This is a genomic window from Haladaptatus ordinarius, assembly GCF_054177595.1.
This window is the reverse complement of sequence record NZ_JBPEHH010000025.1, coordinates 36,238-58,168: the sequence shown is the minus strand read 5'-3', so window position 1 is coordinate 58,168 and position 21,931 is coordinate 36,238. Positions and strand designations below refer to the sequence as shown.

The following is a 21,931-nucleotide window of genomic DNA, read 5'->3' as shown; positions in this document are numbered from 1 at the left end:
ACCAAGCACAAAAGGTAACTCTGAATCCCTCTGTGGATAGGAGTAGCGGGCGTGTGGCACGTCCAGTAGTCAACCTGTTCCGTCGTGGAGAACACGACCCGAGTCGTGGACAGGGGACGTTCGTTGAACCAGCGAGCATCTGCGAACCGTAAATATCCCAACGCGGTACGGGAAGCCCCGCCGTTTACGGCGGGGAGGATGTCACCGGTCAGCGTTTACTTCCAGAGCGAATCGGACCGCTGGTCGACCTCGTCAGCCAGTACGACCTCCGAATTCGGTTGGGTCGGCTCTACGTTCGGGAGGATTCCCCACTCGTCGGACGGACGATCGGCGGCGTCTTCGCCGACTCTGACCTCGATCTATCCGTAATCGAGGTCACGTCCGATACTGGTCGCGTCGTCCCCCCCGGCCCCGACTGCAAACTCGGCGCAGGTGACGTGCTGATGGTGCAAGCCGACCGGCAGACCGTGCGGGAGTTCGCCTCGGCGAACTCCCTCTGGCTCTTGCCGTGGGTTCGAATCGAAGACCTCGGCATGCGAATGCCCCCCAGCATCGGGACGCTGGTCGAGGCAACGGTGCCGAAGAACTCGTCGTTCGACGAACAGTGCATCCGCGACGTTCGATTTCGGGAGCAGTACTCGGCGAGCGTTCTCGCCGTCCTCCGTGAGGGTGTCGAGACACCGATACACTCGGGGTTACCGGACGTGGCGCTCGAAACGGGCGACAAACTCCTGTTGCACACGACCGCCGAAACGGTTGAACGGCTCCGGATTTCGGGTGACCTCGTCGTCAACGAGGAGGTGAACGAGGGGATGGTCGAGCCGAAGCCGACCGACACGCTGACCTACCGCGAGAACCGCATCGGCGTGGCGCTCGCCATCGTCGGTGGCGTCGTCGTCACCGCCGCACTCGGCCTCCTTCCCATCTCCATCTCCGCGCTAGCTGGCGTCGTCGCCATGGTCGCGACCGGCGTTCTCGATCCGTCCGAAGCGTACGCCGCAGTGGAGTGGAACGTCATCTACCTGCTGGCGGGGATGATTCCCCTCGGTATCGCCATGGAGAACGCGGGCGGGACCGAGTTCGTCGCGAATCACATCGTCGCGAACGCCGGTCTCTTCCCCCCGGTCGTCGTGGTCGTGCTCTTTTACCTCCTGACAGCGGTGTTGACGAACTTCGTCAGCAACAACGCCAGCGTCGTGTTGATGATTCCCATCGCGGTCGACACGGCCACGCAAATCGACGCGAACGCCTTCGCGTTCGTCCTCGCCGTGACGTTCGCGGCGAGTACGTCGTTTCTCACCCCGGTCGGCTATCAGACCAATCTCATGGTCTACGGCCCCGGTGGGTATCGGTTCACCGACTACCTCCGCGTGGGCGGTCCCTTGCAGGTTTTGCTGGCTGGCGTCACGACGGTCGGCATCTGGGCCTTCTGGGGGATCTGATCGGACGGCGACGAGACACGAGACGAGAGACGCCGCTGGAGACGCAGGTTCGCTGGACGACGGTGGTCCGTGAACTGCTTCGTCGGCACGGACTCGTCTGACACCTCTCCACATCTCGATTCAGCAAGCGACTTACGCCGTGGTTCCGAGGATTCGACCATGCGACAGTTCATCGTCCTCGGCCACGACGCCCCGACGACGCCCGACTTTTCTCTAGACGACCTCGCGGGCGGGGCGGGCCGACTTGACGCCCTCTGCCGGTGTGTCAACAGCGCGTTCTTTCTCTCGCACGATTTCCGCAGCGACGTGCGCCTCTTTCTCGTCTTGCAGGACGAACTGACCATCCGGTTCGAAGGGAGCGAACTCCGTCGACTCAACCCCGACGAGCGAAGCACGGCGGCACGCATCCAGACGGCACTCGAATCCAAATCGGAGGCCATCGGCCACATGGAAGCCGAGAGTACGCCCGGTATCTACGTCTCCAAGCGGGAGTTCGAAACGATTCTGACCGACACCAGCAGGGACGCCACCGTTGTCGAACTGCACGAAGACGGTACCCCTGTGGTCGACCTCGAACCACCCGAAAATCCGCTCTTCGTCCTCTCGGACCACGGCAATTTCACCGACAGCGAGGCCGAACTGCTGGCCGACGTGGCGGACGAGCGAATGCGGTTAGGACCGGAACGCTTGCACGGCGACCACGCGATGACGGTGGCGCACAACTACCTCGATACGCAGGGCTACACCGTCTACTGATGCCCTCATTCCGGAACCGTTAAAGGCAGGTGTCGCCATTGTTCGATTTGCGGGCCGGTGGGGTAGCTTGGTATCCTTCGGCCTTCGGGTGGCCGTAACCGCAGTTCGAATCTGCGCCGGCCCATTTCTGCCCGCGACGCTACGACGACGAGCGGAGCGAGGAGTCCGCGTCGCGTGGCAAATGGACGCCAAGCAGATTCGAGCAGACGAGGCACGCGCAACGAAGTGAGCACGTCTCGGCGAGTTCGAATCTGCGCCGGCCCACTACTTTCCCACATTCGACGAACACCGAGCGACAGCAATTGGGTGAGTACAGATACATAGCGACTTCGTACCGATGGGTGCTACCTGATGACACCGTATTCATATGTTCTTTCCGTGCCGCTATGCAGGCATGGCTCCAGTACCGGATACCCTCGAATCACGTCGAATTGGTCTGTTCCTCCTCGTGGCGTTCGGATTCTCGTGGCTCGTCGGCGGCTACGTCTACATCACCGGAGGCCTGGGTGGGACAGGAACATCACCGGAGGCCTGGGTGGGACAGGAGAGAGTACCGTCGGAGCGTCGAGGCTGACGCTCCTCCTGGTGGTGTACATGTTCGGACCGGCGATTGGGCATCTCGCCGTCCGTACGTTCACGTCTGCTGAGTTCTCCCTCGATGCGGCGTGGCTCCGTCCACACCTTCGAAAGCAGGTTCGCTGGTACGTAGTCGTCTGGCTGTTTCCCGCGGTCGCGACGCTGACGGGCGTCGTACTCTATTACTTGCTGTTCCCCCGGCATTTCGACCCGACGATGGAGGGCATTCGAGCGGCGATGGGTGATACGGGAGTACCTGCCGGCAACCCAATGACGATAGCAGCGGTGCAACTTTTCGCCGCGCTCACGATAGGACCGGCGATCAATACGTTCGTCGCCTTCGGGGAAGAGTTCGGCTGGCGTGGCTTCCTTCTCCAGCATCTCCTCGTACTCGGCCAACGTCGGGCAATCGTCCTCACTGGCGTCGTCTGGGGTATCTGGCACTGGCCCATCATCGCCATGGGCGACAATTACGGGCTCACCCATCCGGAGGCACCGTGGGCAGGAATGCTGGCGATGGTGTGGGTGGCATCTTCCTCGGAAGCGTGTTAGCGTGGGTGACCTTGCGCTCGGGGAGCGTCTGGCCTGCAGCGCTCGGTCACGGAGCGTTCAACGCCATCGCTGACTTCGGAGTGCTCTTCGCTACGAACGAACCGAACCTCCTGCTCGGTCCGTTTCCGACCGGCCTCGTCGTTTCCATCCCACTCGTGGTCTTGGGAGGCTGGCTGCTCTGGAAGCCAGAATCGTTCGGACCCTCCGCCGCGTCGGACGTTTCGTCGACGTAGGCAGACGACTATCGTCCCTGCCGGGGTGGTGGTCGCTCACTCGCCCTCGAGGAGGTGGCCTGCAGGCCCGAGTCACCACCGTTATCCCCGCTACGTCCATACCGGCCACGTAATGACCGAGGGAATCGAACTCGACGTCTCCGACACAGACGACGCCGCCACAGAGCGCGACGAGGTCGTCGCGGCGGTCACAGAGCACGCCGGGCAGATTGCACGCGAACTCGCACTCTTGCAGGGTGGGGATTACGGCCAGGCGACGTTCGACACGCTCGCCGGGGAGTGGACGCTGAAGTACGAGGCCGGCGACCTTCAGTATCTCAGATTCGAGGGAAAGACGGGTCGCGAGACGTACGTCGTCTCCTCCAAGCAACCGCCGGACCCGGAGGACCTCGCCGACGCGATGGCGGACTACGAGGCGTTCGTCTCGGCGTACAACGAGCACGTCGAGTCGAAAGAGGGCGTACTGGACGACGTGTCCACCGAGTTTCCCGCAGTCGACCCGACCGACACCGTCGTCGCCGAACGTGCCCGCGTGGTCGGGCGGATTCGTGAGGTCGCCGACGCAATCGCCGGGGAGCTACACCGCTACGACGGCGTCGATTACGGAACGTTCACGACGCGCGTCGGCGGCAAGCGATGGGAGTTGAAGTGGGAGGAGGGGCGAGCCTCGTACCTCCGCGTCGGCGGACAGGGCGGAACGTATCTCGTCTCGCAGTACGAACCGCCGTCGGCACCCGACATCCGCGAACTCACACCGGAGTTCAGGAGGTTCGTCGAGGCGTTCAACGAACACGTAGACGACCTGGAAGCCGACCTCTCGCAGGTCACACTCTGAGCGAGTTCGGCGATACGGAGGCGTTCGTGTGGTCCATCGAAGGACGTCGATTTACGGTCGTTGCCGGCTCATCCCGACTCGTTCCCACCGGTCGTTCCACTCGCGTCGCCCTCCTCCGCGTCCGTCTTCGGTTCGGCAGTGGGTTCTGCGGTTTCCGGAGCCGTCTCGGTCGTCGGTTCGGATTTCTCCGTCGCCGATTCAGTGGTCGACTCGGGAGGGTCAGTCGTCGGCTCCGACCGCTTCGTTTCCTCCGTCGTCTCGTCTGCCGGCGTTTCCTTCGTCGCTTCCTCCGTCGCCGATTGTTCGTCCGTCTGCTGGGTCGGTGTGCCTGTCAGGCCACACTCAGCGGCAGTCGGACTGCTCGCAATAATCTGCTTCTCGTAGCCGAACGGGCGCATGTCGAGTCGCCAGCGAAGTCGTTCGTCCGGGTCCTCGGGACTCCAGCGTACAGTGAACGAGTGTCGTCCCGGACTCAGCCTGTCGGGGGGTGTGCTAGAACTCGCTCCGACGAGTTCACTCTGGACCAGTAGCGGTTCGTCGTTCGAATTCTCGTAGACGAAGGTCACCTCGCCGCCGCCGCTCGCAGTACAGTCATCTGCGGACGCCGTCACCTTCGCCGGACGAACCCGGCCGATACAGGCTTCCGTCTCCGGATTTCGCTTCGACATCGTCGGCTCTGTGGCTCCCGATTCGAAGGCCGCGACGCTCGTGATTACGAACCCAGCGACGCCCCCGACGTCGCCTACGTTCGACTCGTCGATTCGCGTCCGTCCGTCGACCGGGCCAATCTCGTTGTACGAGGTCGCTACCCCGTCCGATGCGTACCATGTCGTGCTGATTGCGACCCGCTCGAACTCACCCGTCACGCGTGCTCGGTCGCAGTCGAGGTACTCGATTCGCTGTGCCGGTTTCTTTCCATCGTCCGATTCGTCGTCCTTCCCTCCTTCGGTACCGTTCATATTTTTCTGTTTTCCGTTCAGGTAGACGGTCGCGTCGCCGTTCATCCGAAACTGCGTGAGTTCTCCAGAGAACCGGTAGGCGTCGCCACCCCCCGCGACCGCACCGCGGACGCGCCTGCCGGAGATAGTATCCTCGTCGTCGATGGTAACGTGTCGATTGGCGATCGGTGCGCCACCGTTCTCCCCGCTCTTTCGCACCTTCCCACTCACAGCGAACTGGTAGTGAACGACGTTCTGGGGACTCCCGCCGACGACGACGACGTGGTTCGGCAAGCCCCGCTCCTCGCACCACGGACCAGCGTAGGGATTGTCCGCCGTGAACTTCGCGGGCTGTCCCGGCGTCTGCAGTTCCCGAGTGTCGACGCTCACCGTGTCGATGGCGAAGGGGAACGAATCGTGTGCGGCGACCGGGTTGAGGGTGGTCGTTCCCTCGACGGCCCCGTCGAACAGGACGTTCGTTCCGAGGCCGGACTCGTCCCAGAAACTCGTGTGCATCCGGACGCTCTGGAAGTTCCCGGTCACCCGTGCAGTATCGCAGTTCACGAACTTGATGGGCGTATCCGCGGCCGGATTGTCGCCGAGTTCGGTCGGTCGGATTCGCTGGCCGTTGCGATACACCTTGGCCTCGCCGCGACCGTTGGGCGAGATTCGAAACCGGACGATACGACCGGTGTACCGATAGGCGTCGCCACCCCCGGCGATTGCCCCACTCGCATGGGTACCGTCGCCCGAAATCCTGTCCTCGCCGTCCGTGGTGACGTGCCGGTCGGCGATGGGTGCGCCCCTGCTCCGCCCGCTCTTTCGCAGGCGTCCGCTCACCGTGAGTTCGTACTCGACGACGGTGTCCGGACTCCCGCCGACGACGACGATGTGGTTCGTCTCGGATTTTCCGTCGGTGCCGATTCCTCCTACGCCGACCAGACCCGCCGTCGTCGCGAGCATCCCACGACGGCTGACGCGATTCAATTGCATAGGTGGATTGCGGTGGATTCAACGGTCGTTACGATAAATCACGAGAACCGTTTTTCAACGAAGCTACAGGAAACGTCGGCTTTCTAGGCATCGCCAGTCGTGTAGGCTTCGCTTATCCCGTCGTTGGAAGACCGGTGCGTCTATTTTTCGTCGCCGAGAAGACTTGGGCATGACCGACGAAGACCACCCGCTCGCGTGGGAGACCCTCGATTCGGGCGTGGCGTACACCTGCCCCGGCTTCGACGTGCGAAACGAGGACGTTCGCCTGCCCGACGGAACGGAGACCGACTTCGACTACCTCTCGGAACCCGAGAGCGTAGTCGTCCTCCCCTTCACCGAGGACGGCGACGTGGTAATCATCGAAGAGTGGCGACAGGCGGTCTCGCGCGTCTCGCGAGGGCTGCCGGTCGGCGGCGTCGAACCCGAGGACGACGACCTCGAGGCGGCGGCCCACCGCGAACTCACCGAGGAGACGGGGTACGAAGCGGATTCGGTGGGGCATCTCACCACCGTCGAACCGGCGAACGGCATCGCGGACTCCGTCCTCCACTACTTCGTGGCTCACGACTGCACGCCGACGGGCGAACAGGAACTCGACCACAACGAGAGCATCCGCCCGGAGACGACCACGCTGGACGTCCTGCGCGAGGAGATTGCGGCGGACGGGGTGTTCGACGGGCGAACCGCGCTCGGCGTGCTCTACTACGAGACGTTCGGGTCGAACGAGTAGCGCAATTCTTACACCGCCACCGTGGCTATCCGGCGGTAATGGAACGAGACAGCTTCGAAATCCGCGCACAGGACGGTGGGGGTCGCATCGGGGAACTCACCGTCCCGCGGGCTGGCGTGACGGTCGAGACGCCGGCACTCTTGCCGGTCGTCAACCCCCACGTGGTGACCGTCGAACCGTCCCGGCTCGAATTCGAGTTCGGCGCGGAGATTCTCATCACGAACTCCTACATCCTCTACAAGAGCGAGGACTTCCGCGAGGAAGTGCTCGACGTCGGCTTGCACGACCTCCTCGATTTCGACGGGGCAATTATGACCGACTCCGGGTCGTTCCAGCTCGCCGAATACGGCGAAATCAGCGTGACGACCGAGGAGATTCTGCAGTTCCAACACGACATCGGCTCCGACATCGGAACGCCGGTGGACATCCCGACGCCGCCCGACGTCGACCGCGAGCAGGCCGAATCCGAACTCGAAACGACGCAGGAACGCCTCGAACTCGCGGAAACCGTCGACGTCGGCGACATGCTCGTCAACGCGCCGGTGCAGGGCTCGACGTACACCGACCTCCGCGAGCGGGCCGGGCGGCACGCCTACGACACGTCCCTCGACGTGTTCCCCGTCGGCGCGGTCGTCCCGCTGATGAACGAGTACCGGTACGGCGACATGGTCGACGTGGTCGCCGCCGCGAAGCGCGGACTCGGTGCGGACGCGCCGGTCCACCTGTTCGGCGCGGGCCACCCGATGATGTTCGCGCTGGCGGTCGCCATGGGCTGTGACCTGTTCGACTCGGCGGCCTACGCGCTCTACGCCCGCGACGACCGCTATCTGACGGTCCGCGGCACCGAGCAGTTGGACGACCTGGAGTATTTCCCCTGTTCGTGTCCCATCTGCGCGAACTACACGCCGGACGAACTGCGAACGTTCGAGGACAGAGAGCGCGAGGAACTGCTGGCCGAACACAACCTCCACGTCACGTTCGAGGAGATTCGCACCGTCAAGCAGGCGATTCGCTCGGGCAACCTCTTCGAACTGGTGGAGAATCGGGCCCGCGCCCACCCCGCGATGCTCGACGGCTATCGCGCACTCGGGTCGCACGCCGACCAGCTCGAACGCGCCGACCCCGCCTCGAAAGGGGCCTTCTTCTACCTCTCGGGCGAGAGCGCCGACCGGCCCGAAGTCATCCGTCATCACGAACGACTGTCGCGGTTGAATCCCGAGGGACGCGTCCTCCTGACGGAGGGCAACCCGAGCACGAACTACGACGAGTCGTGGAACGTCGTCCCACCCTTCGGCCCGTTCCCGCGTGCGCTCTCCGAGACCTACCCCCTGACCGCCGAGATTCCCGAGCGCATGGACAGCGCCGGGTACGAGTCGGCGGCCCGAGGGGTGGCGCGACTGGTCGAACTGAACCCGGAGTGTGAGTTCACGCTGGCACACCACGACTGGCCCGCATCGGCGCTGGCGCTGGTTCCCGAGTCGGCCCGCGTTGTGGACTTGAGCGACCAGGGGTGATCCGTATTCGACGTCGTTCGAGTAGAGTTAGGCTCTTTGCTTGCAGTGAAAGAGATTCTGATGATTCTCACAGTGAAATTGATTGTGCTAACGAGTCGAACGTAGATGCTAGAGCTTATTCACGCCCTCACTCGGTCGCTCCCGCGCAGACGCGAAGCGTCTGCTCTCGCTCCCTCGTTCGCCCGTTGCCACCAGGCCGCGAAAGCTGAGTCGGGCCGCTCGCGGCCCGACTCGTTCGTGTCGCTTGCCACAGTGTGACGGCTGGTCGTCCTGTCACCGCTATCGTTAGCCGAACGACCGCCGAAAGCGGCTGGTCGAATTAGGTTTGGCCGGGCGGGCAGCCCGCCCGGCCTCCGGCGGCCTGGTGGCAACGGGCGAGTGAAAGAGGGAACGAGTGGGGGAGCCACGAGTGACCGATTGAACGAGGGCGTGGCTTTGTTCAAGCATCAGCTAGCGTCTCGTCGGTTTCATCGTCGTTGGCATGACTGAGACCTAGCGTCAGCGATAACCCAATATCAAAATCGACCTCTCTCCGTAACTCCCGTGACGAAGCCCAACCGAGCACAACTCACGCAGTTACGCAAGATAGTTCAAGCCGCTCGCCCGAGAGTCGGGTATGACCGACTATTTCGAGGTTCACGACAGGGACGGGGCGGCCCGCATCGGGGAACTCCGCCTCACCGAGTCCGTGCCGACGCCCGGACTGGTCGACGACGTGCTGGACGACGCGGGGAGCCTCTGGTTCCAGGAGCGAGACCTGCCGGAGGGCGACGAGTCGAAACTGACCGTCCTGCCCCACCGTGCGTTTCCGAGTGGCACCGACGAGGAAGTGATGGAGTCGTTCGCGGTGGACTACCCGGACGTCGAGTTTCCGAGCGCGGCCGTAATCGCACCGGAGACGGCGGCGAATTTCGACACCGACGCCTACGTGCTCTCGGGAGCGCGCGGATTCGTCGGCCACGGTGCGGGTTTCAGAGAGGCCATTGTCGAGACGCGAGAGGCGATTCCGTCCGACAGCGCGCTCTTGCTCTCGGGGGTCGCCACGCCACGGAACGTCGCCACGCTGGTCTATGCCGGGGTCGACCTCGTCGACACGGACCGGGCCGTGGTGAAGGGAACCCAGGGCAAGTACCTGACGACGGAGGGAGAGTACTATCTGGACGAGTTGCGCGAACTTCCCTGTTCCTGCCCGGCCTGCCAGCGCCCGGTGGCGGCGTTCACCCGCGAGCACTGCGTTGAGCACAACGTCGCCGCGCTCCGGGCCGAACTGGGGGTGGTTCGCCAGCGCATCCGGAACGGGCGACTCCGTGATTACGTCGAAGGGCAGGCCCGCCACGACCAGTGGCTCACCGCCGCGTTCCGGGAGTTCGACCAGCAGTGGGACTACCTCGAACGCCGGACGCCCGTCATCCGGAACGCCGAACTCAGCGCGGCGACCGAAGACTCGTTGCGCCGGGTCGAGATTCAGCGGTTCGCCGACCGCGTGACGACGCGCTACCGGAACCGGTTCCAGAACCCGCTGGTGCTCGTGCCGTGCTCGGCGAAGAAACCATACAGCGAGTCACAGAGCCACGGCCAGTACCACGACGCCATCCAGTTCAAGGCCCACAAGGTGTCGATGACGAGTCCTATCGGCGTCGTCCCCCAGGAACTTGAACTAACCTACCCGGCCCAGCACTATGACTCGGTGGTGACCGGGCGGTGGAGCGAGGACGAAACGCAGTTCGTCGCGGAGGTGCTGCGGCGCTATCTGGAGCGAAACGAGTATCCGAAGATAATCGCACACGTCCCCGACGAGGGGTATCGCGAAGTGTGCGAACGAGTCGAAGACGCACTCGACCTGGAGTTCAAGTACACCGTCGAAGGCCACCCGACGAGCACCGGATCGCTCGCCAACCTCGCCAGCGAACTCTCGGGCGAGTTGAAATACGGCAAGCGCGAGCGCCAGCACAACACCGTTCGAGCCATCGCGGATTACCAGTTCGGCGATGGTGCGGGCGAGGACCTCTTCTCGGACATCACCATCCAGAGTCGCTACCCCAAACTCCGGGTTCACGACGACGAGGGCGAACAACTCGCGGCGATGGTGCCACAGTACGGCGTCCTCTCGTTCACGCTCGCGGGAGCGAAGGCGTGGGCCGAAAGCAACGTGCCCGAAAAGCGGGTCGAAATCGACGCGTTCGCACCTCACGGAAGCGTCCTCGCGCCGGGCGTCGTGGACGCGGACGGCGACATCCGCGTCGGCGACGAAGTGGTCGTCGAAGGTCCGAAGGCGTTCGCCATCGGCCGTGCGGAGATGGCGGGGGCGGAGATGGCCGAATCGACGCGCGGTATCGCGGTGGAGGTCCGACACGTCGAAGAGAAGTAAGAATAGAGCCGACGGCGCATCGACCGTGAGGGGTCTCGGAGAAGCGAAAACTACTATCAGTCTCCGCGTCGGTACACTCGATTATGGGAGCACCTGCCGACATCGAGTTCGAGGACACCGTTCACCGACGCATCTACCAGCAGGTCGAAAAGCGAGGTGCCGCCACCGTCGAGGAAGTCCGTGACGCAGTACGAATCGACGCCCCGACAGGCTCGAAGCCGGCGCGTTCGGGAACGACGGAGCCGAAGACTCGCATCCCGCCGGAGGAGTTCCGCGAACACGTCTCGACGATGGTGGACGCCGGACACCTCGTGGAGCGCGACGAGACCCTCCACCTCGTCCTGGACGAAGGGGTCGAAGAGCACGAGCAAAGCGACCTCTCCTATCGAATCCGTCCCGCCCGCCAGTCCGATTGGGAGGGCATCGAGACCGTGATTCGGGAGGTCGCGGACGAGGGCGCGTCGATTTCGGCAGAGCGAGTCGCGGCCGACATCGACGACGAGGGTGCGCTGTTGCGCCACAACGACCGCCGGTCCCGGATGTTCTACGTGGCGACCCTGAGCGACGAACGCGACGAGAGCAACGATTCTGCCGGTGCCGAAGGCGAGGACGGCGAGGTCGTCGGGTGGGTCCACCTGGACGCACCGGAACTCGACAAACTACGGCACATCGCCGAACTGACAGTCGGCGTTCGAGAGCCCTACCGCGAACACAGAATCGGTGGCCGACTGCTGGAGCGGGCGATGGAGTGGGCGGACGAGACGGGCTATCAGAAAGTTTACCAGAGCGTTCCGGCGACGAACGAGACGGCTATCGACCTGCTGAAAGAACACGGTTGGGGGACCGAAGCGGTCCGAGCAGACCACTATCTCGTCGGCGAAGAGTTCGTGGACGAAGTGATGATGGCCCGGAAACTGTGACGGAGCACGGTGGGGACGGATTCGCCGAGTCTCTCGCCCTCGAAATGTCTCGTTGACGGCGTGTTCACTCCCCGTCTCGCCGACCGTGTGCGGCGAGAAGCGTCCATACCGTGCCCACGAGAATCCCCCACACGAACAGAACGAGAAGCGGCCAGAGGACGATCGGTCCGGCGACCGTCATCGCTGTACCTCGGTCGGTGAATCAGTGGCTATCCACTGTTCTAACTGCTCTGGGTTCCGAATCTCTACCCAGCCGTTCGTACAGAATATCGTTTCGTAGTCGCCCTCTGAGTTTGCCATCGACCGGGACTGTCGTCCGTTCACCCTGCCTGGTTGGTCGATTGGCGACCACTTTGTTATCCGCGCCGTAGCGGGAGTAGGCTTTCCCTACTCCCCTTTTCATCGTCCACTTACCGCGCCAGCGGGAGGTTGTAACTCGTCTCGCGTTCGACCACCGCTTCCCAGGTCCGTTCGCACTCGCAGGTCACTTCGTCGAAGACGGATGGGTCCTGTCGCAGGTCGAAGTCCTTGATGGCCTTCTGTGCGAGGTCGTCGCACTTGCCGCAGTTGTGCGGCCCGCGGTCGCTCCCGTGGCCAACGGGGTCGGAGACGACGATGGCGGGCGCGTCGGCGGTGTCCCGGAGCACCTCACAGACGCTCCAGAGCCACGGCGGGCGGTAGCCGTCGCGGAAGTAGAGTTCGTCGACCATCGTGTACCGCTGGACGTTGGTCGGGTTCATGGAGACGGTGTGGGCGTACTCGGCACATCTGCGGACCGATTCTTTCATGTCCCGTATCGCCTCGCTCTCCGAGAGGAACGGTGGTTTCATCAGCAGGTAGGCTTTGACGCCTGCCCCGACCGACTCGGCGTGTTCGCTCGCCTCGACGAACTGCTCGAAGTGGAAGTACTTGTTCACGCAGTCGTGACGCACGCGGTCGTTCGCCGTCTCCAGTCCGATTGCCACGTCGGTCTCCAACCCGACGCTCGTAAAGTCCTCTAACTTCTCTCGCTCCACGAAGTCGGGCAGGCTCTCGACCACGATTCGGTCGCGGTCGGAGAACGTCTCCGCGATGGCCCGTCGGGTCTCCGCGCCGACTTCACGCTCGTCCAGAAACGACCCCGAGGTGTAGATTTTGATGAGACCGCTTTTCTCGTCGCTCTCCTCGCGTTCGTGTTCGAGACACACGTCGATCTGGTCCATCAGCGCCTCGTGGGTGACGCTCCCGCCCTCCACGGATTCGGCGACGTAGCCGCACATCGTACAGCCACCGGCGCGCGCCCAGCGACAGCCCCCCGTGTTGAGGATGATGGTGAGACTCTGGTAGATTCCGTCCGGCGTGTTGTCCTCGTCCAGCCACACCCGCGTCGGCTCGTGTGGGTCGTAGTGTTTTTCCTTTCGAGCGCGAATATCGCGCATCACGGCGTTGTGGGCGTCCATGCCCTTGCCCTGTTCGTACCCCTCGGGACTCGGCTTGCTCATTATCGAGGGAAAGCGGCTACGCGCGTAAATCGGCTTCGTCTCGCAGAGCGCGACGGACGAACCACCACACCATCACTGCGAGCGCCGTCCCCACCGCGTCGGCCACGACGTCCCCGACCGAGGCGTCTCGGAGGGCCATCGGCAACTGTACGAGTTCCATCACCACGCCGTACCCGGTCGCACCCACGACCGCGAGCACGAGCGCCCGGCGTCTCCCCTCCAGGGCGTACGCGAGCACCGTTCCGAACACGCCGTAGCCGATCGCGTGATACCACTTGTCCATCCCGACGAGGCTGAGTGGCCCGGTCGACCCGACACCGCCTGCGGGCGAAGTGACCACCGAGAAGTAGCAGATAACGCTCGCGACGAGGAAGACGGCGACCCAGCGAACGCGTGACGGAACTCGATACACGTTCGGTTCGAATGGTGAGTGCACTGAAAAAGTCGTCGTCCACGGCCATGCCGCTATCGGAGCACGGTCGAGAACCGCTTGGCCGCCGACCGAATCGCGCTTCTCGTTTCGAGCCGGTCTCGAAGATGTAACCGTTTTCGGTTACATTACACTGGCAACGCCTAACACGATAGCAGTCCAATATAAACACTGGACATTACCATGACCGATTTAGGCGGTTTTCACGACCACGTGGCCCGCGTCGACCTCTCCGACGAAACGGTGAACTACGAGAGCATCGACGACGACGACGCGAAAAAGTACATTGGAGCGCGCGGACTGGGAGTAAAGTACGTGTTCGACCAGGGACCGGACGTCGACCCGCTCGGCCCGGACAACCTCCTGGCGTTCATGAACGGCCCGCTCACGGGAACGCAGACGGTGATGAGCGGCCGAATCGCAGTCTGTACGAAATCGCCGCTGACGAACACCGTCACGGACTCGCACCACGGCGGGTGGAGCGGTGCGCGATTGAAGTGGGCCGGATTCGACGGCTTGCTGTTCGAAGGGAAAGCAGAAGACCCCGTCTTCGCCGTCATCGAGGACGGCGAGGTCGAACTTCGGGACGCGAGTCACCTCTGGGGCTGGGGCGTCCACGACACCCTGGACGACCTCGAAGACGAGGTGGAAGGCGAGTTCGGCAAGAACCTCTCAGCCATGGCTATCGGCCCCGGCGGTGAGAACCAGGTTCGATTTGCCTGCATCATCAACGAGGACGACCGCGCGAGCGGTCGCGGCGGCACGGGTGCCGTGATGGGGTCGAAGAACCTCAAGGCCATCGTCATCAAATCGAACACGAAGATGCCCAAACCTGCCGACCCCGAGACGTTCAAGAAGGGTCACCAGCAGGCCATGCAGGCGATTCAGGAATCCGACGTGACCGCCCCGAACGAGGGCGGTCTGTCGATGTTCGGGACGAACGTCCTGATGAACGTCACCGAGGAGATGGACGGCCTGCCGACCCGGAACGGGAAATACACCAGCACGCACAGCGAAGCCGAGTCGGACACGCGCGAACCGAACATCGACGCCGAACGGGTCTCGGGCGAGAACGTCCGCGAGAACATCCTCGTCGACGAACCGACCTGTCACTCCTGTCCGGTCGCCTGTAAGAAGGAAGTCGAGGTGCAGGTCCACCACAAGGGCGAGGACATGAACGTTCGGATGGAGTCCTACGAGTACGAATCGGCGTGGGCGCTCGGCCCGAACTCCATGAACGACGACCGCGATAAGGTCGCGCTGATGATAGACCGCTGTAACGACATGGCTATCGACACCATCGAGATGGGCAACACGATGGCGATGGCGATGGAAGCCACCGAAGAAGGCCGACTGGACGAAGGGCTGGACTGGGGCGACGTGGACACGATGGTCGATATGATAGACCGCGTGGCCCACCGCGACGACGAACTCGCAGAACTACTCGCCAAGGGTGCGGCGGGTGCTGCCGCCGAACTCGGCGACCCCGAGATGGCACTCGACGTGAAAGGCCAGACGATGGCGGCCTACGACCCACGGAGCATGAAAGGGATGGCTATCGGCTACGCGACCAGCAACCGCGGTGCCTGCCACCTGCGCGGCTACACGCCTTCCGCCGAGATTCTCGGCATTCCGGAGAAAGTCGACCCGACCGAGTGGGAAGGCAAAGGCGAACTCTGTGCGACCTTCCAGGACATGCACGCCATCAGCGACTCGTTCGACATCTGCAAGTTCAACGCCTTCGCGGAAGGCATCGAAGAGTACGTCTTGCAGTACAACGGCATCACTGGCCTCGACGTGACCGAAGACGAGTTGTTAGAGACGGGTGAGCGCATCTACAACATGGAACGCTACTACAACAACCTCGTCGGCTTCGACGGCGACGACGACGACCTCCCGGCCCGGTTCGTGAAGGGTCACCCCGACGCCGTCCCGGGCAAGGGTGGTTCCGAGGGCGAACTCGCCGAACTGGACGAACTGAAAGCGGAGTACTACGACGTCCGTGGCTGGGAAGACGGCGTCGTGCCGGACGAAAAACTGGAGGAACTCGGCATCGACGTCGGCCCCGGAACCGGCGTCAGTCGCGGCGGTGCGGCGGCCTCCGGCGACGACTGAGTCGGTCGATTTCGACGGCTTTTCTTCGGCCGCTTCGACCACGTGAGTTTCCGAACGGTTTCGGATCGGCCGACGACGTCCTCACGCGCGTCGGAGTCACCGACCGTGTCCCATCGACGAACGCCCACCCGAACACGATTGTCGCGCGAGTTCAAAACTGCACAATACTCTCCTCACATTGATATTTTTATATTTATATGGTTTGGAAATTTACTCGTGGATGTTCGGCGATAATTTGTTGACGAGCGCCATTCTCTCAGTGCATGGCAACACCTATCGCATCGAAAGGTTCTACTTATCGTCGCCGAACTGGACGGTGGTATGACAGACAGGTCTGGCGACCCCCCGAAATTCGAAACGATGGCGGTGACCCACGCGGAACAACCGTCGCACGACGAACGAGCAGGCGACGTGACGATGCCGATTCACCTCTCCTCGACGTACGAAGTCGGCGGTATCGACCCCGACATCTCCCTCGAAGATTTAGACCCCGACGAGAACCAGTATCTCTACTCACGTCTCTCCAACCCGACCCGGCACGCGCTGGAAAAGCGGCTGGCGGCCCTCGAAGGCGGCGACTACGGTATGGCCTTCGTGTCCGGCACCTCGGCCATCGTCGCAACCATCACGGCGTCTGTCTCACCCGGCGACCACGTCGTGGCGTTCGACGACCTCTACGGCGGGACGAAGACGATGCTCAAGGAACTGTTCCGCGACCGACTCGACGTGACCGTCGATTTCGTCGACGCCCGTGACACCGACGCCGTCTCGGACGCGGTGCGCGACGACACCGCTCTCATCTGGATGGAGACGCCGACGAACCCACTCCTCCGGCTCTGTGACATCGAAGCGATCGCTTCCATCGCGGAGTCCGTCGACGCGACCCTCGGCGTAGACAACACGTTCATGTCGCCTTACTTCCAGCGCCCGCTCGAACTCGGTGCGGACGTGGTCGTCCACAGCACGACGAAGTACCTGAACGGTCACAGCGACTCCATCGGCGGTGTCACGGTCACCAGCGACGACGAACTGGCCGGTGAAATCGGCTTCCTCCAGCAGGTCGGTATGGGCAACATGCTCGCACCCTTCGACGCCTTCCTCACCCTCCGGGGACTGAAGACACTTCCACTGCGGATGCGCCAGCACGAGACGAACGCCGCCGAAATCGCGGCGTATCTGGACGAACACGAGTCGGTCGCGTCGGTCTACTACCCCGGCCTCGAATCCCACCCGCAGTACGAACTCGCCCAGCGACAGATGGACGGCGGCGGTGGTGTCGTCTCGTTCGAAATCGACGGAGAACTCGAAGACGTGGAACGTTTCGTCGCCGAACTCGACGAGATTACCCTCGCCGTCAGCCTCGGCGGCGTCGAATCGCTCATCGAACATCCTGCCAGCATGACCCACTCGCCACTGACGCCCGAAGAGCGCGAGGAGATCGGAATCTCCGATTCGCTCCTCCGGGTGTCGGTCGGCGTGGAGCATCCGCGCGACCTCATCGCCGACCTCGACTCGGCGTTCGCGGCGCTGGACTGAGCCGCGCGATTCGTTTTTCTATCGGCGGATGGGCGGCGAAAGGCGTCGCAAGTCGCCCGACTCCCATCACGACGAATCGAAGTGCCGCGAGTCGTTCTAACGCGCTCGCCAGGGCGTCACCCGCCTTTCGTTCGGCCGCCCAGTCGTCGGCGTCGTACTCCGTCCAGCGAATCGCGCGGAAGAGAAAGAGCGCAGCGGGCAGCGAGAGGACCGCCCCGCCGACGAGCGCGTGCCGCACACCGAACTCGATGGCAGCGATCCACGGCAGGAGGAGACAGACCGGGAGTACGACGCGGAGGAGGACGTGGTTTCGACGGTGGTGTGCGAGTTCATGTGCGAGGACCGCTCGCAGTTCGTCTCTCTCCAACACGTCGAACAGCGATTCGGCGAGGAAGATGGTGCGCGTGCCGGGGACGATTCCAGCGGCGAACGCCGCACCCATCCGCGTCTCGTCGGGCACCACCATGACCGACACGTCCCCTGAGACCGGTTCGAGCAGTTCACGTTCGCGCTGCGATGGTCGGCGGGCGCGGAGGACGTAGCCGAGTAAGAACGGCATCACCGCACTTCCGGTGAGTGCGACGACGAGCGTTGCGAGCACGCGACCCCACCCGGCGGGTGCAGCCCAGACGAGAAACGTCCCACACGCCACCACCAGTGGGATGACGGGGAGGTGGGCGACGAACCACCGTATCGCTCCTCGATGTGTCACGTCCCACGGGCGGACCTGTCGCCAGTACGGAACCGTCGCCAGCCGAACGGCGAGTCCGACGACGAACACGGGACCGACGACGACGAGGCTCGCGACGACCACCGTTCCGTATCCCGTTCCGGCGATTCCCGGCACGGTAGCCGCGAGAGCACGTGCGACCGCCGCCGTGACACCCACCGCGTGCGAGACGAACACGGCGGCGGCTCCCCCGAGCAGATAGCCGACGTGACGGAGCGTTCGGAGTCGTTTCGCGGTGTGCTCGGGAGACTCGTCACGTCGTGTGACGTACGCCGCGACCGCTCTGACGATACCGTAGCTGGCGAGCGCGAGTCCAGCGTGAGCGGTCGCCGCGAGTGCGATTGCGAACACGCCGAACCGTCTCACTCGCACCGATTCAATCTACCGGGTGACCGTCGTCAAATCTCCGAGATCGGGAGGAATCCACGCCCGCTTCTCTCAGTGGGCAATCAGCACCGCTGTCCGAATCTCGAGTGCCGTCTCGAACTCCTCTTCTCTCCTTTCGCGCCGTCCGATTCGCTGGAACTGTTCGACGTGGGCCCGCCGCACCCCATCCCACTCGCGTCGTCCGAATCCGAGCCGCCTTCCTTCCGTCTTCCAGTGGTTCTGTTCCACGAGGAAGACGCTTCGCTCCGGCGACTCGTGGACGCACTCGTACCGCTGTCGGTAGTCGGCCAGTCGCGGTCCGAGGTCGGCCTGCGTCGCTTCGAGGAGTTCGGAGAGCCATTCAAGCGGGATGCTGGCTTTCGTCCCCGCCAGCATGACGATTTGGCCCTCGATGGGGTGGGTCGGTTCGTCGGTCGTCATCTGTCTCTCGATGGCATCTTCGACTACCCTCCCGCCCGCATCGCTTTCTGTGAGAAGTCCTCGACCAGCGAATCCAGCGTCTCCTCGCTCCCTTCGAACACGACCGTCACCTCCGTCAACTCGACCGTCGGGCCGATGTTCACCTTCTCCGAGGAGAGCGAGGCTGTCCAGTCGTCACCCACGACGTCCCCGTCGTCTTCCAGTTCCCCACCGAGGTTCTCGAGGTATCTCCTCGCGAGTCGCTCGCTGATGCCGCGAAACGATTTCTCGCGCCGCATCTATCCTCCTGCGACGGGCGGGAAGATGCTCAGTCTGTCGCCGTCCGAAAGCGACGTCTCCCGACCGTCGATGTGGACGACGTCTTTTCCGTTTCGCATGATGGATATCTGGGGTCGCATCTCACCGTCTTCGAACAGGTCGAGACCGTATTCCTCGGTCAGCGATTCGAGTACCTCTCCGACCGTCGTGTCGTCCGGGTACTCCCGTTCGAGCGTCTTCTGGCCGACGGCTTCGCGGAAGTTGGCGAAAAACCGGAGCGTCAGTTCCATGGTCGAAGAAGGCACGCCGCGAGTAATAAACACACAGTCTCCGGCCAGCACTTCGTGGAGTACTCTCGTTCGAGTGTCCCGCCTTCCCACGAGAGTCAGTCCGCGCCGAACGCGCCGGCGGCGATTCCGGCGAACAGGAGACAGACGACACTGCCCGCGAGTAGCGTCGTCTCCCCGCCGACACCGAGGACGCGCCCGAACTCGGCGAGCGCCCGGTCGGAACCGGTGAGCACGACCGAACCGAAACCGAGGAGGGCGAGCGACGCCGCCGCCGTCAGCACGCCGTGTAATCCCCCGCGAGCCCGGTCTCCCCCCGCGTAGCGACCGGTGACGTAACACCCCACCGGGAGTGCCCCCGTGCTGGCGAGAGCAGTCGTACGGACGAGGAGTCCGGACGAATCGAGAAGCGAGAGGCTAGCCGGAACGAGGTGTGCGCCGAGCGCGACGACCATGCCGACCGCGACCGCACCGCCATCGACGCGTCGCGTGGCCGACTGGTGACTTTTCGCCCGCCGAACGCGCGAAAGTGGTGGGTCGTCGTCGGTCATTTCCCGAAGCGGATGCCGTCGTTGACGATGCGTGCGTTTCGCTCGCGGTCGATGTGGGAAGAGAGGTCGTCGTGGTCGTACAACTGCTGGATGAGCGACGCGTGGAGGTCGCGCCACGCCATCGCGTAGATGGGTGATTGTCCCCACGCGCGCAGTTCGGCGACGAAGTCGTCGTACTGTTCCCAGCGCGTCTCGAAGCGCTCTACCACGTCGACGACCGCGCTTGCTACTTCGTCGTCGGTGTCGGTCTCTTCGACGAGGCGATTGAATCGTGCTTCCCACCCAGCGACGGCTTCGTGCATGTCGCGGGCCGCGGTATCGCCATCTTCTGGGAGCGACTCGACTATCGGTTCCGGAACGGCGAGTGAGATCTCGTCCATGGTCTGAGGTTGTTCGGTATCGGTCAAAAACGCTTGGCTCGGGAGACGAGACGCTGGTGTCTTCAGGCCGACTTCGCGCCCGTGAGTCGCTCGAACTGGTCGTCGTTGAGCGACACCTCGGTCGCAGCCAGGTTCTCTTCTAGCTGTTCGACCGTCCGTGCGCCGACGATAGGGGCGGTGACGGCGTCGTGTTCGAGCAACCACGCCAGACTCACTTGCGCGGGGGAGGCACCGACGGTCTGTGCGACCGTCTCGACTTCCTCCAGCACGTCGAAGTTCTCGTCAGTGAGATAGGAGTCGCGGAACTGCTGGTCGGTCGCGCCGCGCGAACCCTCCGGCGGTGCTTCGTCACGCGAGTATTTGCCGGTCAGGAATCCGCCAGCGAGCGGCGACCACGGGACGAGGCCGATGTCGTAGTCCTGGCACATCGGCAGGTAGTTCGGTTCGATTTCCCTGTTGACGAGATTGTAGCGTGGTTGAGCAAGCTTGAACGACTCGTACCCCATCTCGTTCGCTTTCACGACCTTCCACGCGTTCGGTTCGAGCGTCGACGTGCCGAGGTAGTTCACCTTCCCGTCGCGGACGAACCTGTCGAGGGTGCGCACGAACTCCTCGGCGGGGGTATCGTCGTCCCAGCGGTGAATGTAGAGGAGGTCTACGTAATCCGTGCCAAGTCGGTCGAGGATGCGGTTCATCTGCCTGCGCAGGTGTTTGCGCGAGAGGCCGCGTCCGTTCGGGTCGCCTTCCCGGGTCGGCCAGTATATCTTCGAGGCGACGACGAAATCCTCGCGGTCGCGGTCTGCGAGCCAGTTGCCGATGTATCGTTCGCTCTCACCGCTTCCGTACATGTCGGCGGTGTCGACGAAGTTCCCACCAGCGTCGGCGTAGGCGTCTAGCAGTTCGTGGGCACGCTTCTCGCCGATTTCCACCGCTCCGTCGTCGTTCTCGCGGCCGAAGCGCCACGTTCCGAACGCGATTTCACTCACCTTGGTGCCGGTACGCCCCAGCGACACGGTTTCGAGTCCCATGTCTCGACGATTTCGGGAGAGAACGGTTAAATCGACTGAAGACGGGGGATTACTCTTGGCCGTATGAGTGGCCTGCGAACAAGGCGACGACGTTACACACCAACAGGACGAGGAAGGCCGTCAGTTCGGTGCCAGCGAGGCCGTTCAGGAAGAGCGGAACGTAGAGAAATGGGAGTGCGACAGCCGACCAGAAACTGACGAACTGGATCGGCGTCGTGAGCGAATGCTCGTTGTAGCTTGCGTGCAGTGCTGTGAGTTTCTGGCGACCGGCGGCGATTCGGTTTGCGATGGAATCACTGCCGTTCTCGTAGGTGGTCGTTCCCGACATAGTAGCACACCGTGCCCGGTCGAACGATAGACAGGACCGATCTTATAACGGACCGAGCGTTGGGTCGAGTTCACATCGTTTATTCGGTAACGGAAGTGCAGCCCTCGACGCTGGGGAGCGTCCGATACGGTTCAAAATAGTTT

The 21,931-nt window shown here is 63.3% G+C and carries 25 protein-coding genes and 1 tRNA gene; 13 read left to right on the top strand and 13 right to left on the bottom strand.

The features are described 5' to 3' along the window. Positions 1-278: 278 nt before the first annotated feature. The 7 genes from ACR3FF_RS11300 (at position 279) to ACR3FF_RS11270 (ending at position 4,394) form a co-directional block, all read left to right on the top strand. Positions 279-1,442 carry an SLC13 family permease gene (locus ACR3FF_RS11300; protein ID WP_458188117.1) on the top strand — a complete coding sequence of 388 codons (1,164 nt, stop codon included), beginning with the start codon at positions 279-281 and terminating at the stop codon, positions 1,440-1,442. 159 nt (positions 1,443-1,601) lie between these two features. Further along, entirely contained in the window at positions 1,602-2,198 is a 597-nt protein-coding gene (gene trmY, locus ACR3FF_RS11295; protein ID WP_458188116.1) for a tRNA (pseudouridine(54)-N(1))-methyltransferase TrmY, read from the top strand. 51 nt (positions 2,199-2,249) lie between these two features. Further along, positions 2,250-2,322, top strand: a tRNA-Pro gene (locus ACR3FF_RS11290). Positions 2,323-2,592: 270 nt separating this feature from the next. Continuing rightward, on the top strand, positions 2,593-2,772 hold the full coding sequence (locus ACR3FF_RS11285) for a hypothetical protein (RefSeq protein ID WP_458188115.1): 180 nt from the start codon (positions 2,593-2,595) through the stop codon (positions 2,770-2,772). A gap of 20 nt (positions 2,773-2,792) precedes the next feature. Beyond that, positions 2,793-3,326 carry a CPBP family glutamic-type intramembrane protease gene (locus ACR3FF_RS11280; RefSeq protein ID WP_458188114.1) on the top strand — a complete coding sequence of 178 codons (534 nt, stop codon included), beginning with the start codon at positions 2,793-2,795 and terminating at the stop codon, positions 3,324-3,326. Next, positions 3,296-3,559, top strand: a complete 264-nt coding sequence (locus ACR3FF_RS11275; protein ID WP_458188113.1) for a CPBP family glutamic-type intramembrane protease — start codon at positions 3,296-3,298, stop codon at positions 3,557-3,559. The genes ACR3FF_RS11280 and ACR3FF_RS11275 overlap by 31 nt, the downstream gene beginning before the upstream one ends. Before the next feature lie 112 nt (positions 3,560-3,671). Further along, positions 3,672-4,394 (top strand): profilin-fold protein, encoded by a 723-nt coding sequence (locus ACR3FF_RS11270; protein WP_458188112.1) that lies wholly within the window; start codon positions 3,672-3,674, stop codon positions 4,392-4,394. A gap of 68 nt (positions 4,395-4,462) precedes the next feature. Here the strand turns inward: ACR3FF_RS11270 and ACR3FF_RS11265 are convergent, their stop codons facing one another. Beyond that, positions 4,463-6,325 (bottom strand): hypothetical protein, encoded by a 1,863-nt coding sequence (locus ACR3FF_RS11265; protein ID WP_458188111.1) that lies wholly within the window; start codon positions 6,323-6,325, stop codon positions 4,463-4,465. 169 nt (positions 6,326-6,494) lie between these two features. Here ACR3FF_RS11265 and ACR3FF_RS11260 point away from each other — a divergent pair, with 169 nt between their 5' ends. Continuing rightward, entirely contained in the window at positions 6,495-7,055 is a 561-nt protein-coding gene (locus ACR3FF_RS11260; protein ID WP_458188110.1) for an NUDIX hydrolase, read from the top strand. A 38-nt stretch (positions 7,056-7,093) separates the two neighbouring features. After that, positions 7,094-8,569 carry a tRNA guanosine(15) transglycosylase TgtA gene (gene tgtA, locus ACR3FF_RS11255; protein ID WP_458188109.1) on the top strand — a complete coding sequence of 492 codons (1,476 nt, stop codon included), beginning with the start codon at positions 7,094-7,096 and terminating at the stop codon, positions 8,567-8,569. Between the two features lie 127 nt (positions 8,570-8,696). Here tgtA and ACR3FF_RS11250 read toward each other — a convergent pair whose 3' ends face one another. Beyond that, the gene (locus tag ACR3FF_RS11250; RefSeq protein WP_458188107.1) at positions 8,697-8,846 is read right to left on the bottom strand and encodes a hypothetical protein; all 150 of its coding nucleotides are present in this window, start codon (positions 8,844-8,846) and stop codon (positions 8,697-8,699) included. 339 nt (positions 8,847-9,185) lie between these two features. On the opposite strand from ACR3FF_RS11250, the gene arcS reads away from it, so the two are divergent. Further along, positions 9,186-10,937, top strand: coding sequence for an archaeosine synthase subunit alpha (gene arcS / locus ACR3FF_RS11245; protein WP_458188106.1), 1,752 nt, complete (start codon positions 9,186-9,188; stop codon positions 10,935-10,937). Between the two features lie 83 nt (positions 10,938-11,020). Continuing rightward, positions 11,021-11,857, top strand: a complete 837-nt coding sequence (locus tag ACR3FF_RS11240) for a GNAT family N-acetyltransferase (RefSeq protein WP_458188104.1) — start codon at positions 11,021-11,023, stop codon at positions 11,855-11,857. A 177-nt stretch (positions 11,858-12,034) separates the two neighbouring features. Here ACR3FF_RS11240 and ACR3FF_RS11235 read toward each other — a convergent pair whose 3' ends face one another. The 3 genes from ACR3FF_RS11235 to ACR3FF_RS11225 form a co-directional block, all read right to left on the bottom strand. Beyond that, entirely contained in the window at positions 12,035-12,157 is a 123-nt protein-coding gene (locus ACR3FF_RS11235) for a hypothetical protein (RefSeq protein WP_458188103.1), read from the bottom strand. A 110-nt stretch (positions 12,158-12,267) separates the two neighbouring features. Then, positions 12,268-13,338 (bottom strand): archaeosine biosynthesis radical SAM protein RaSEA, encoded by a 1,071-nt coding sequence (locus ACR3FF_RS11230; RefSeq protein ID WP_458188102.1) that lies wholly within the window; start codon positions 13,336-13,338, stop codon positions 12,268-12,270. 16 nt (positions 13,339-13,354) lie between these two features. Beyond that, positions 13,355-13,750: a VanZ family protein gene (locus tag ACR3FF_RS11225; RefSeq protein ID WP_458188101.1), complete on the bottom strand. Its 396-nt coding sequence runs from the start codon at positions 13,748-13,750 to the stop codon at positions 13,355-13,357. A 201-nt stretch (positions 13,751-13,951) separates the two neighbouring features. Here ACR3FF_RS11225 and ACR3FF_RS11220 point away from each other — a divergent pair, with 201 nt between their 5' ends. Then, the gene (locus ACR3FF_RS11220) at positions 13,952-15,883 is read left to right on the top strand and encodes an aldehyde ferredoxin oxidoreductase family protein (RefSeq protein ID WP_458188099.1); all 1,932 of its coding nucleotides are present in this window, start codon (positions 13,952-13,954) and stop codon (positions 15,881-15,883) included. A gap of 321 nt (positions 15,884-16,204) precedes the next feature. After that, positions 16,205-17,419, top strand: coding sequence for a trans-sulfuration enzyme family protein (locus tag ACR3FF_RS11215; protein WP_458188098.1), 1,215 nt, complete (start codon positions 16,205-16,207; stop codon positions 17,417-17,419). Here ACR3FF_RS11215 and ACR3FF_RS11210 read toward each other — a convergent pair. From ACR3FF_RS11210 to ACR3FF_RS11175, 8 genes are all read right to left on the bottom strand, one after another. Beyond that, positions 17,379-18,500: a M48 family metallopeptidase gene (locus ACR3FF_RS11210; RefSeq protein ID WP_458188097.1), complete on the bottom strand. Its 1,122-nt coding sequence runs from the start codon at positions 18,498-18,500 to the stop codon at positions 17,379-17,381. The two genes, ACR3FF_RS11215 and ACR3FF_RS11210, sit on opposite strands and share 41 nt — an antisense overlap. An 87-nt stretch (positions 18,501-18,587) precedes the next feature. Continuing rightward, positions 18,588-18,956, bottom strand: coding sequence for a DUF8048 family protein (locus ACR3FF_RS11205; RefSeq protein WP_458188096.1), 369 nt, complete (start codon positions 18,954-18,956; stop codon positions 18,588-18,590). A 23-nt stretch (positions 18,957-18,979) separates the two neighbouring features. After that, complete coding sequence (locus ACR3FF_RS11200; protein WP_458188095.1) at positions 18,980-19,234, bottom strand: MoaD-like domain-containing protein; 255 nt, start codon at positions 19,232-19,234, stop codon at positions 18,980-18,982. Further along, positions 19,235-19,504 (bottom strand): ubiquitin-like small modifier protein 1, encoded by a 270-nt coding sequence (locus ACR3FF_RS11195; protein WP_458188094.1) that lies wholly within the window; start codon positions 19,502-19,504, stop codon positions 19,235-19,237. It abuts the gene before it with no gap. A 95-nt stretch (positions 19,505-19,599) separates the two neighbouring features. Then, the gene (locus ACR3FF_RS11190; protein WP_458188093.1) at positions 19,600-20,052 is read right to left on the bottom strand and encodes a hypothetical protein; all 453 of its coding nucleotides are present in this window, start codon (positions 20,050-20,052) and stop codon (positions 19,600-19,602) included. Beyond that, a complete protein-coding gene (locus ACR3FF_RS11185) occupies positions 20,049-20,432 on the bottom strand; it encodes a DUF7971 family protein (RefSeq protein ID WP_458188092.1) in 384 nt (127 codons plus the stop codon). The genes ACR3FF_RS11190 and ACR3FF_RS11185 overlap by 4 nt, the downstream gene beginning before the upstream one ends. Positions 20,433-20,494: 62 nt before the next feature. Beyond that, on the bottom strand, positions 20,495-21,460 hold the full coding sequence (locus ACR3FF_RS11180; protein WP_458188091.1) for an aldo/keto reductase: 966 nt from the start codon (positions 21,458-21,460) through the stop codon (positions 20,495-20,497). A 49-nt stretch (positions 21,461-21,509) separates the two neighbouring features. Next, a complete protein-coding gene (locus ACR3FF_RS11175; protein WP_458188090.1) occupies positions 21,510-21,788 on the bottom strand; it encodes a DUF8028 family protein in 279 nt (92 codons plus the stop codon). Between the last annotated feature and the right edge of the window lie 143 nt (positions 21,789-21,931).

Bases quoted from the DNA above. Each gene is read 5' to 3' on its own strand.
- trmY (WP_458188116.1), top strand. From the start codon at position 1,602: ATGCGACAGTTCATCGTCCTCGGCCACGACGCCCCGACGACGCCCGAC.
- ACR3FF_RS11285 (WP_458188115.1), top strand. From the start codon at position 2,593: ATGGCTCCAGTACCGGATACCCTCGAATCACGTCGAATTGGTCTGTTC.
- ACR3FF_RS11280 (WP_458188114.1), top strand. From the start codon at position 2,793: ATGTTCGGACCGGCGATTGGGCATCTCGCCGTCCGTACGTTCACGTCT.
- ACR3FF_RS11270 (WP_458188112.1), top strand. From the start codon at position 3,672: ATGACCGAGGGAATCGAACTCGACGTCTCCGACACAGACGACGCCGCC.
- ACR3FF_RS11265 (WP_458188111.1), bottom strand. From the start codon at position 6,325: ATGCAATTGAATCGCGTCAGCCGTCGTGGGATGCTCGCGACGACGGCG.
- ACR3FF_RS11260 (WP_458188110.1), top strand. From the start codon at position 6,495: ATGACCGACGAAGACCACCCGCTCGCGTGGGAGACCCTCGATTCGGGC.
- tgtA (WP_458188109.1), top strand. From the start codon at position 7,094: ATGGAACGAGACAGCTTCGAAATCCGCGCACAGGACGGTGGGGGTCGC.
- arcS (WP_458188106.1), top strand. From the start codon at position 9,186: ATGACCGACTATTTCGAGGTTCACGACAGGGACGGGGCGGCCCGCATC.
- ACR3FF_RS11240 (WP_458188104.1), top strand. From the start codon at position 11,021: ATGGGAGCACCTGCCGACATCGAGTTCGAGGACACCGTTCACCGACGC.
- ACR3FF_RS11235 (WP_458188103.1), bottom strand. From the start codon at position 12,157: ATGGCAAACTCAGAGGGCGACTACGAAACGATATTCTGTACGAACGGC.
- ACR3FF_RS11230 (WP_458188102.1), bottom strand. From the start codon at position 13,338: ATGAGCAAGCCGAGTCCCGAGGGGTACGAACAGGGCAAGGGCATGGAC.
- ACR3FF_RS11220 (WP_458188099.1), top strand. From the start codon at position 13,952: ATGACCGATTTAGGCGGTTTTCACGACCACGTGGCCCGCGTCGACCTC.
- ACR3FF_RS11215 (WP_458188098.1), top strand. From the start codon at position 16,205: ATGACAGACAGGTCTGGCGACCCCCCGAAATTCGAAACGATGGCGGTG.
- ACR3FF_RS11205 (WP_458188096.1), bottom strand. From the start codon at position 18,956: ATGACGACCGACGAACCGACCCACCCCATCGAGGGCCAAATCGTCATG.
- ACR3FF_RS11200 (WP_458188095.1), bottom strand. From the start codon at position 19,234: ATGCGGCGCGAGAAATCGTTTCGCGGCATCAGCGAGCGACTCGCGAGG.
- ACR3FF_RS11195 (WP_458188094.1), bottom strand. From the start codon at position 19,504: ATGGAACTGACGCTCCGGTTTTTCGCCAACTTCCGCGAAGCCGTCGGC.
- ACR3FF_RS11190 (WP_458188093.1), bottom strand. From the start codon at position 20,052: ATGACCGACGACGACCCACCACTTTCGCGCGTTCGGCGGGCGAAAAGT.
- ACR3FF_RS11185 (WP_458188092.1), bottom strand. From the start codon at position 20,432: ATGGACGAGATCTCACTCGCCGTTCCGGAACCGATAGTCGAGTCGCTC.
- ACR3FF_RS11180 (WP_458188091.1), bottom strand. From the start codon at position 21,460: ATGGGACTCGAAACCGTGTCGCTGGGGCGTACCGGCACCAAGGTGAGT.
- ACR3FF_RS11175 (WP_458188090.1), bottom strand. From the start codon at position 21,788: ATGTCGGGAACGACCACCTACGAGAACGGCAGTGATTCCATCGCAAAC.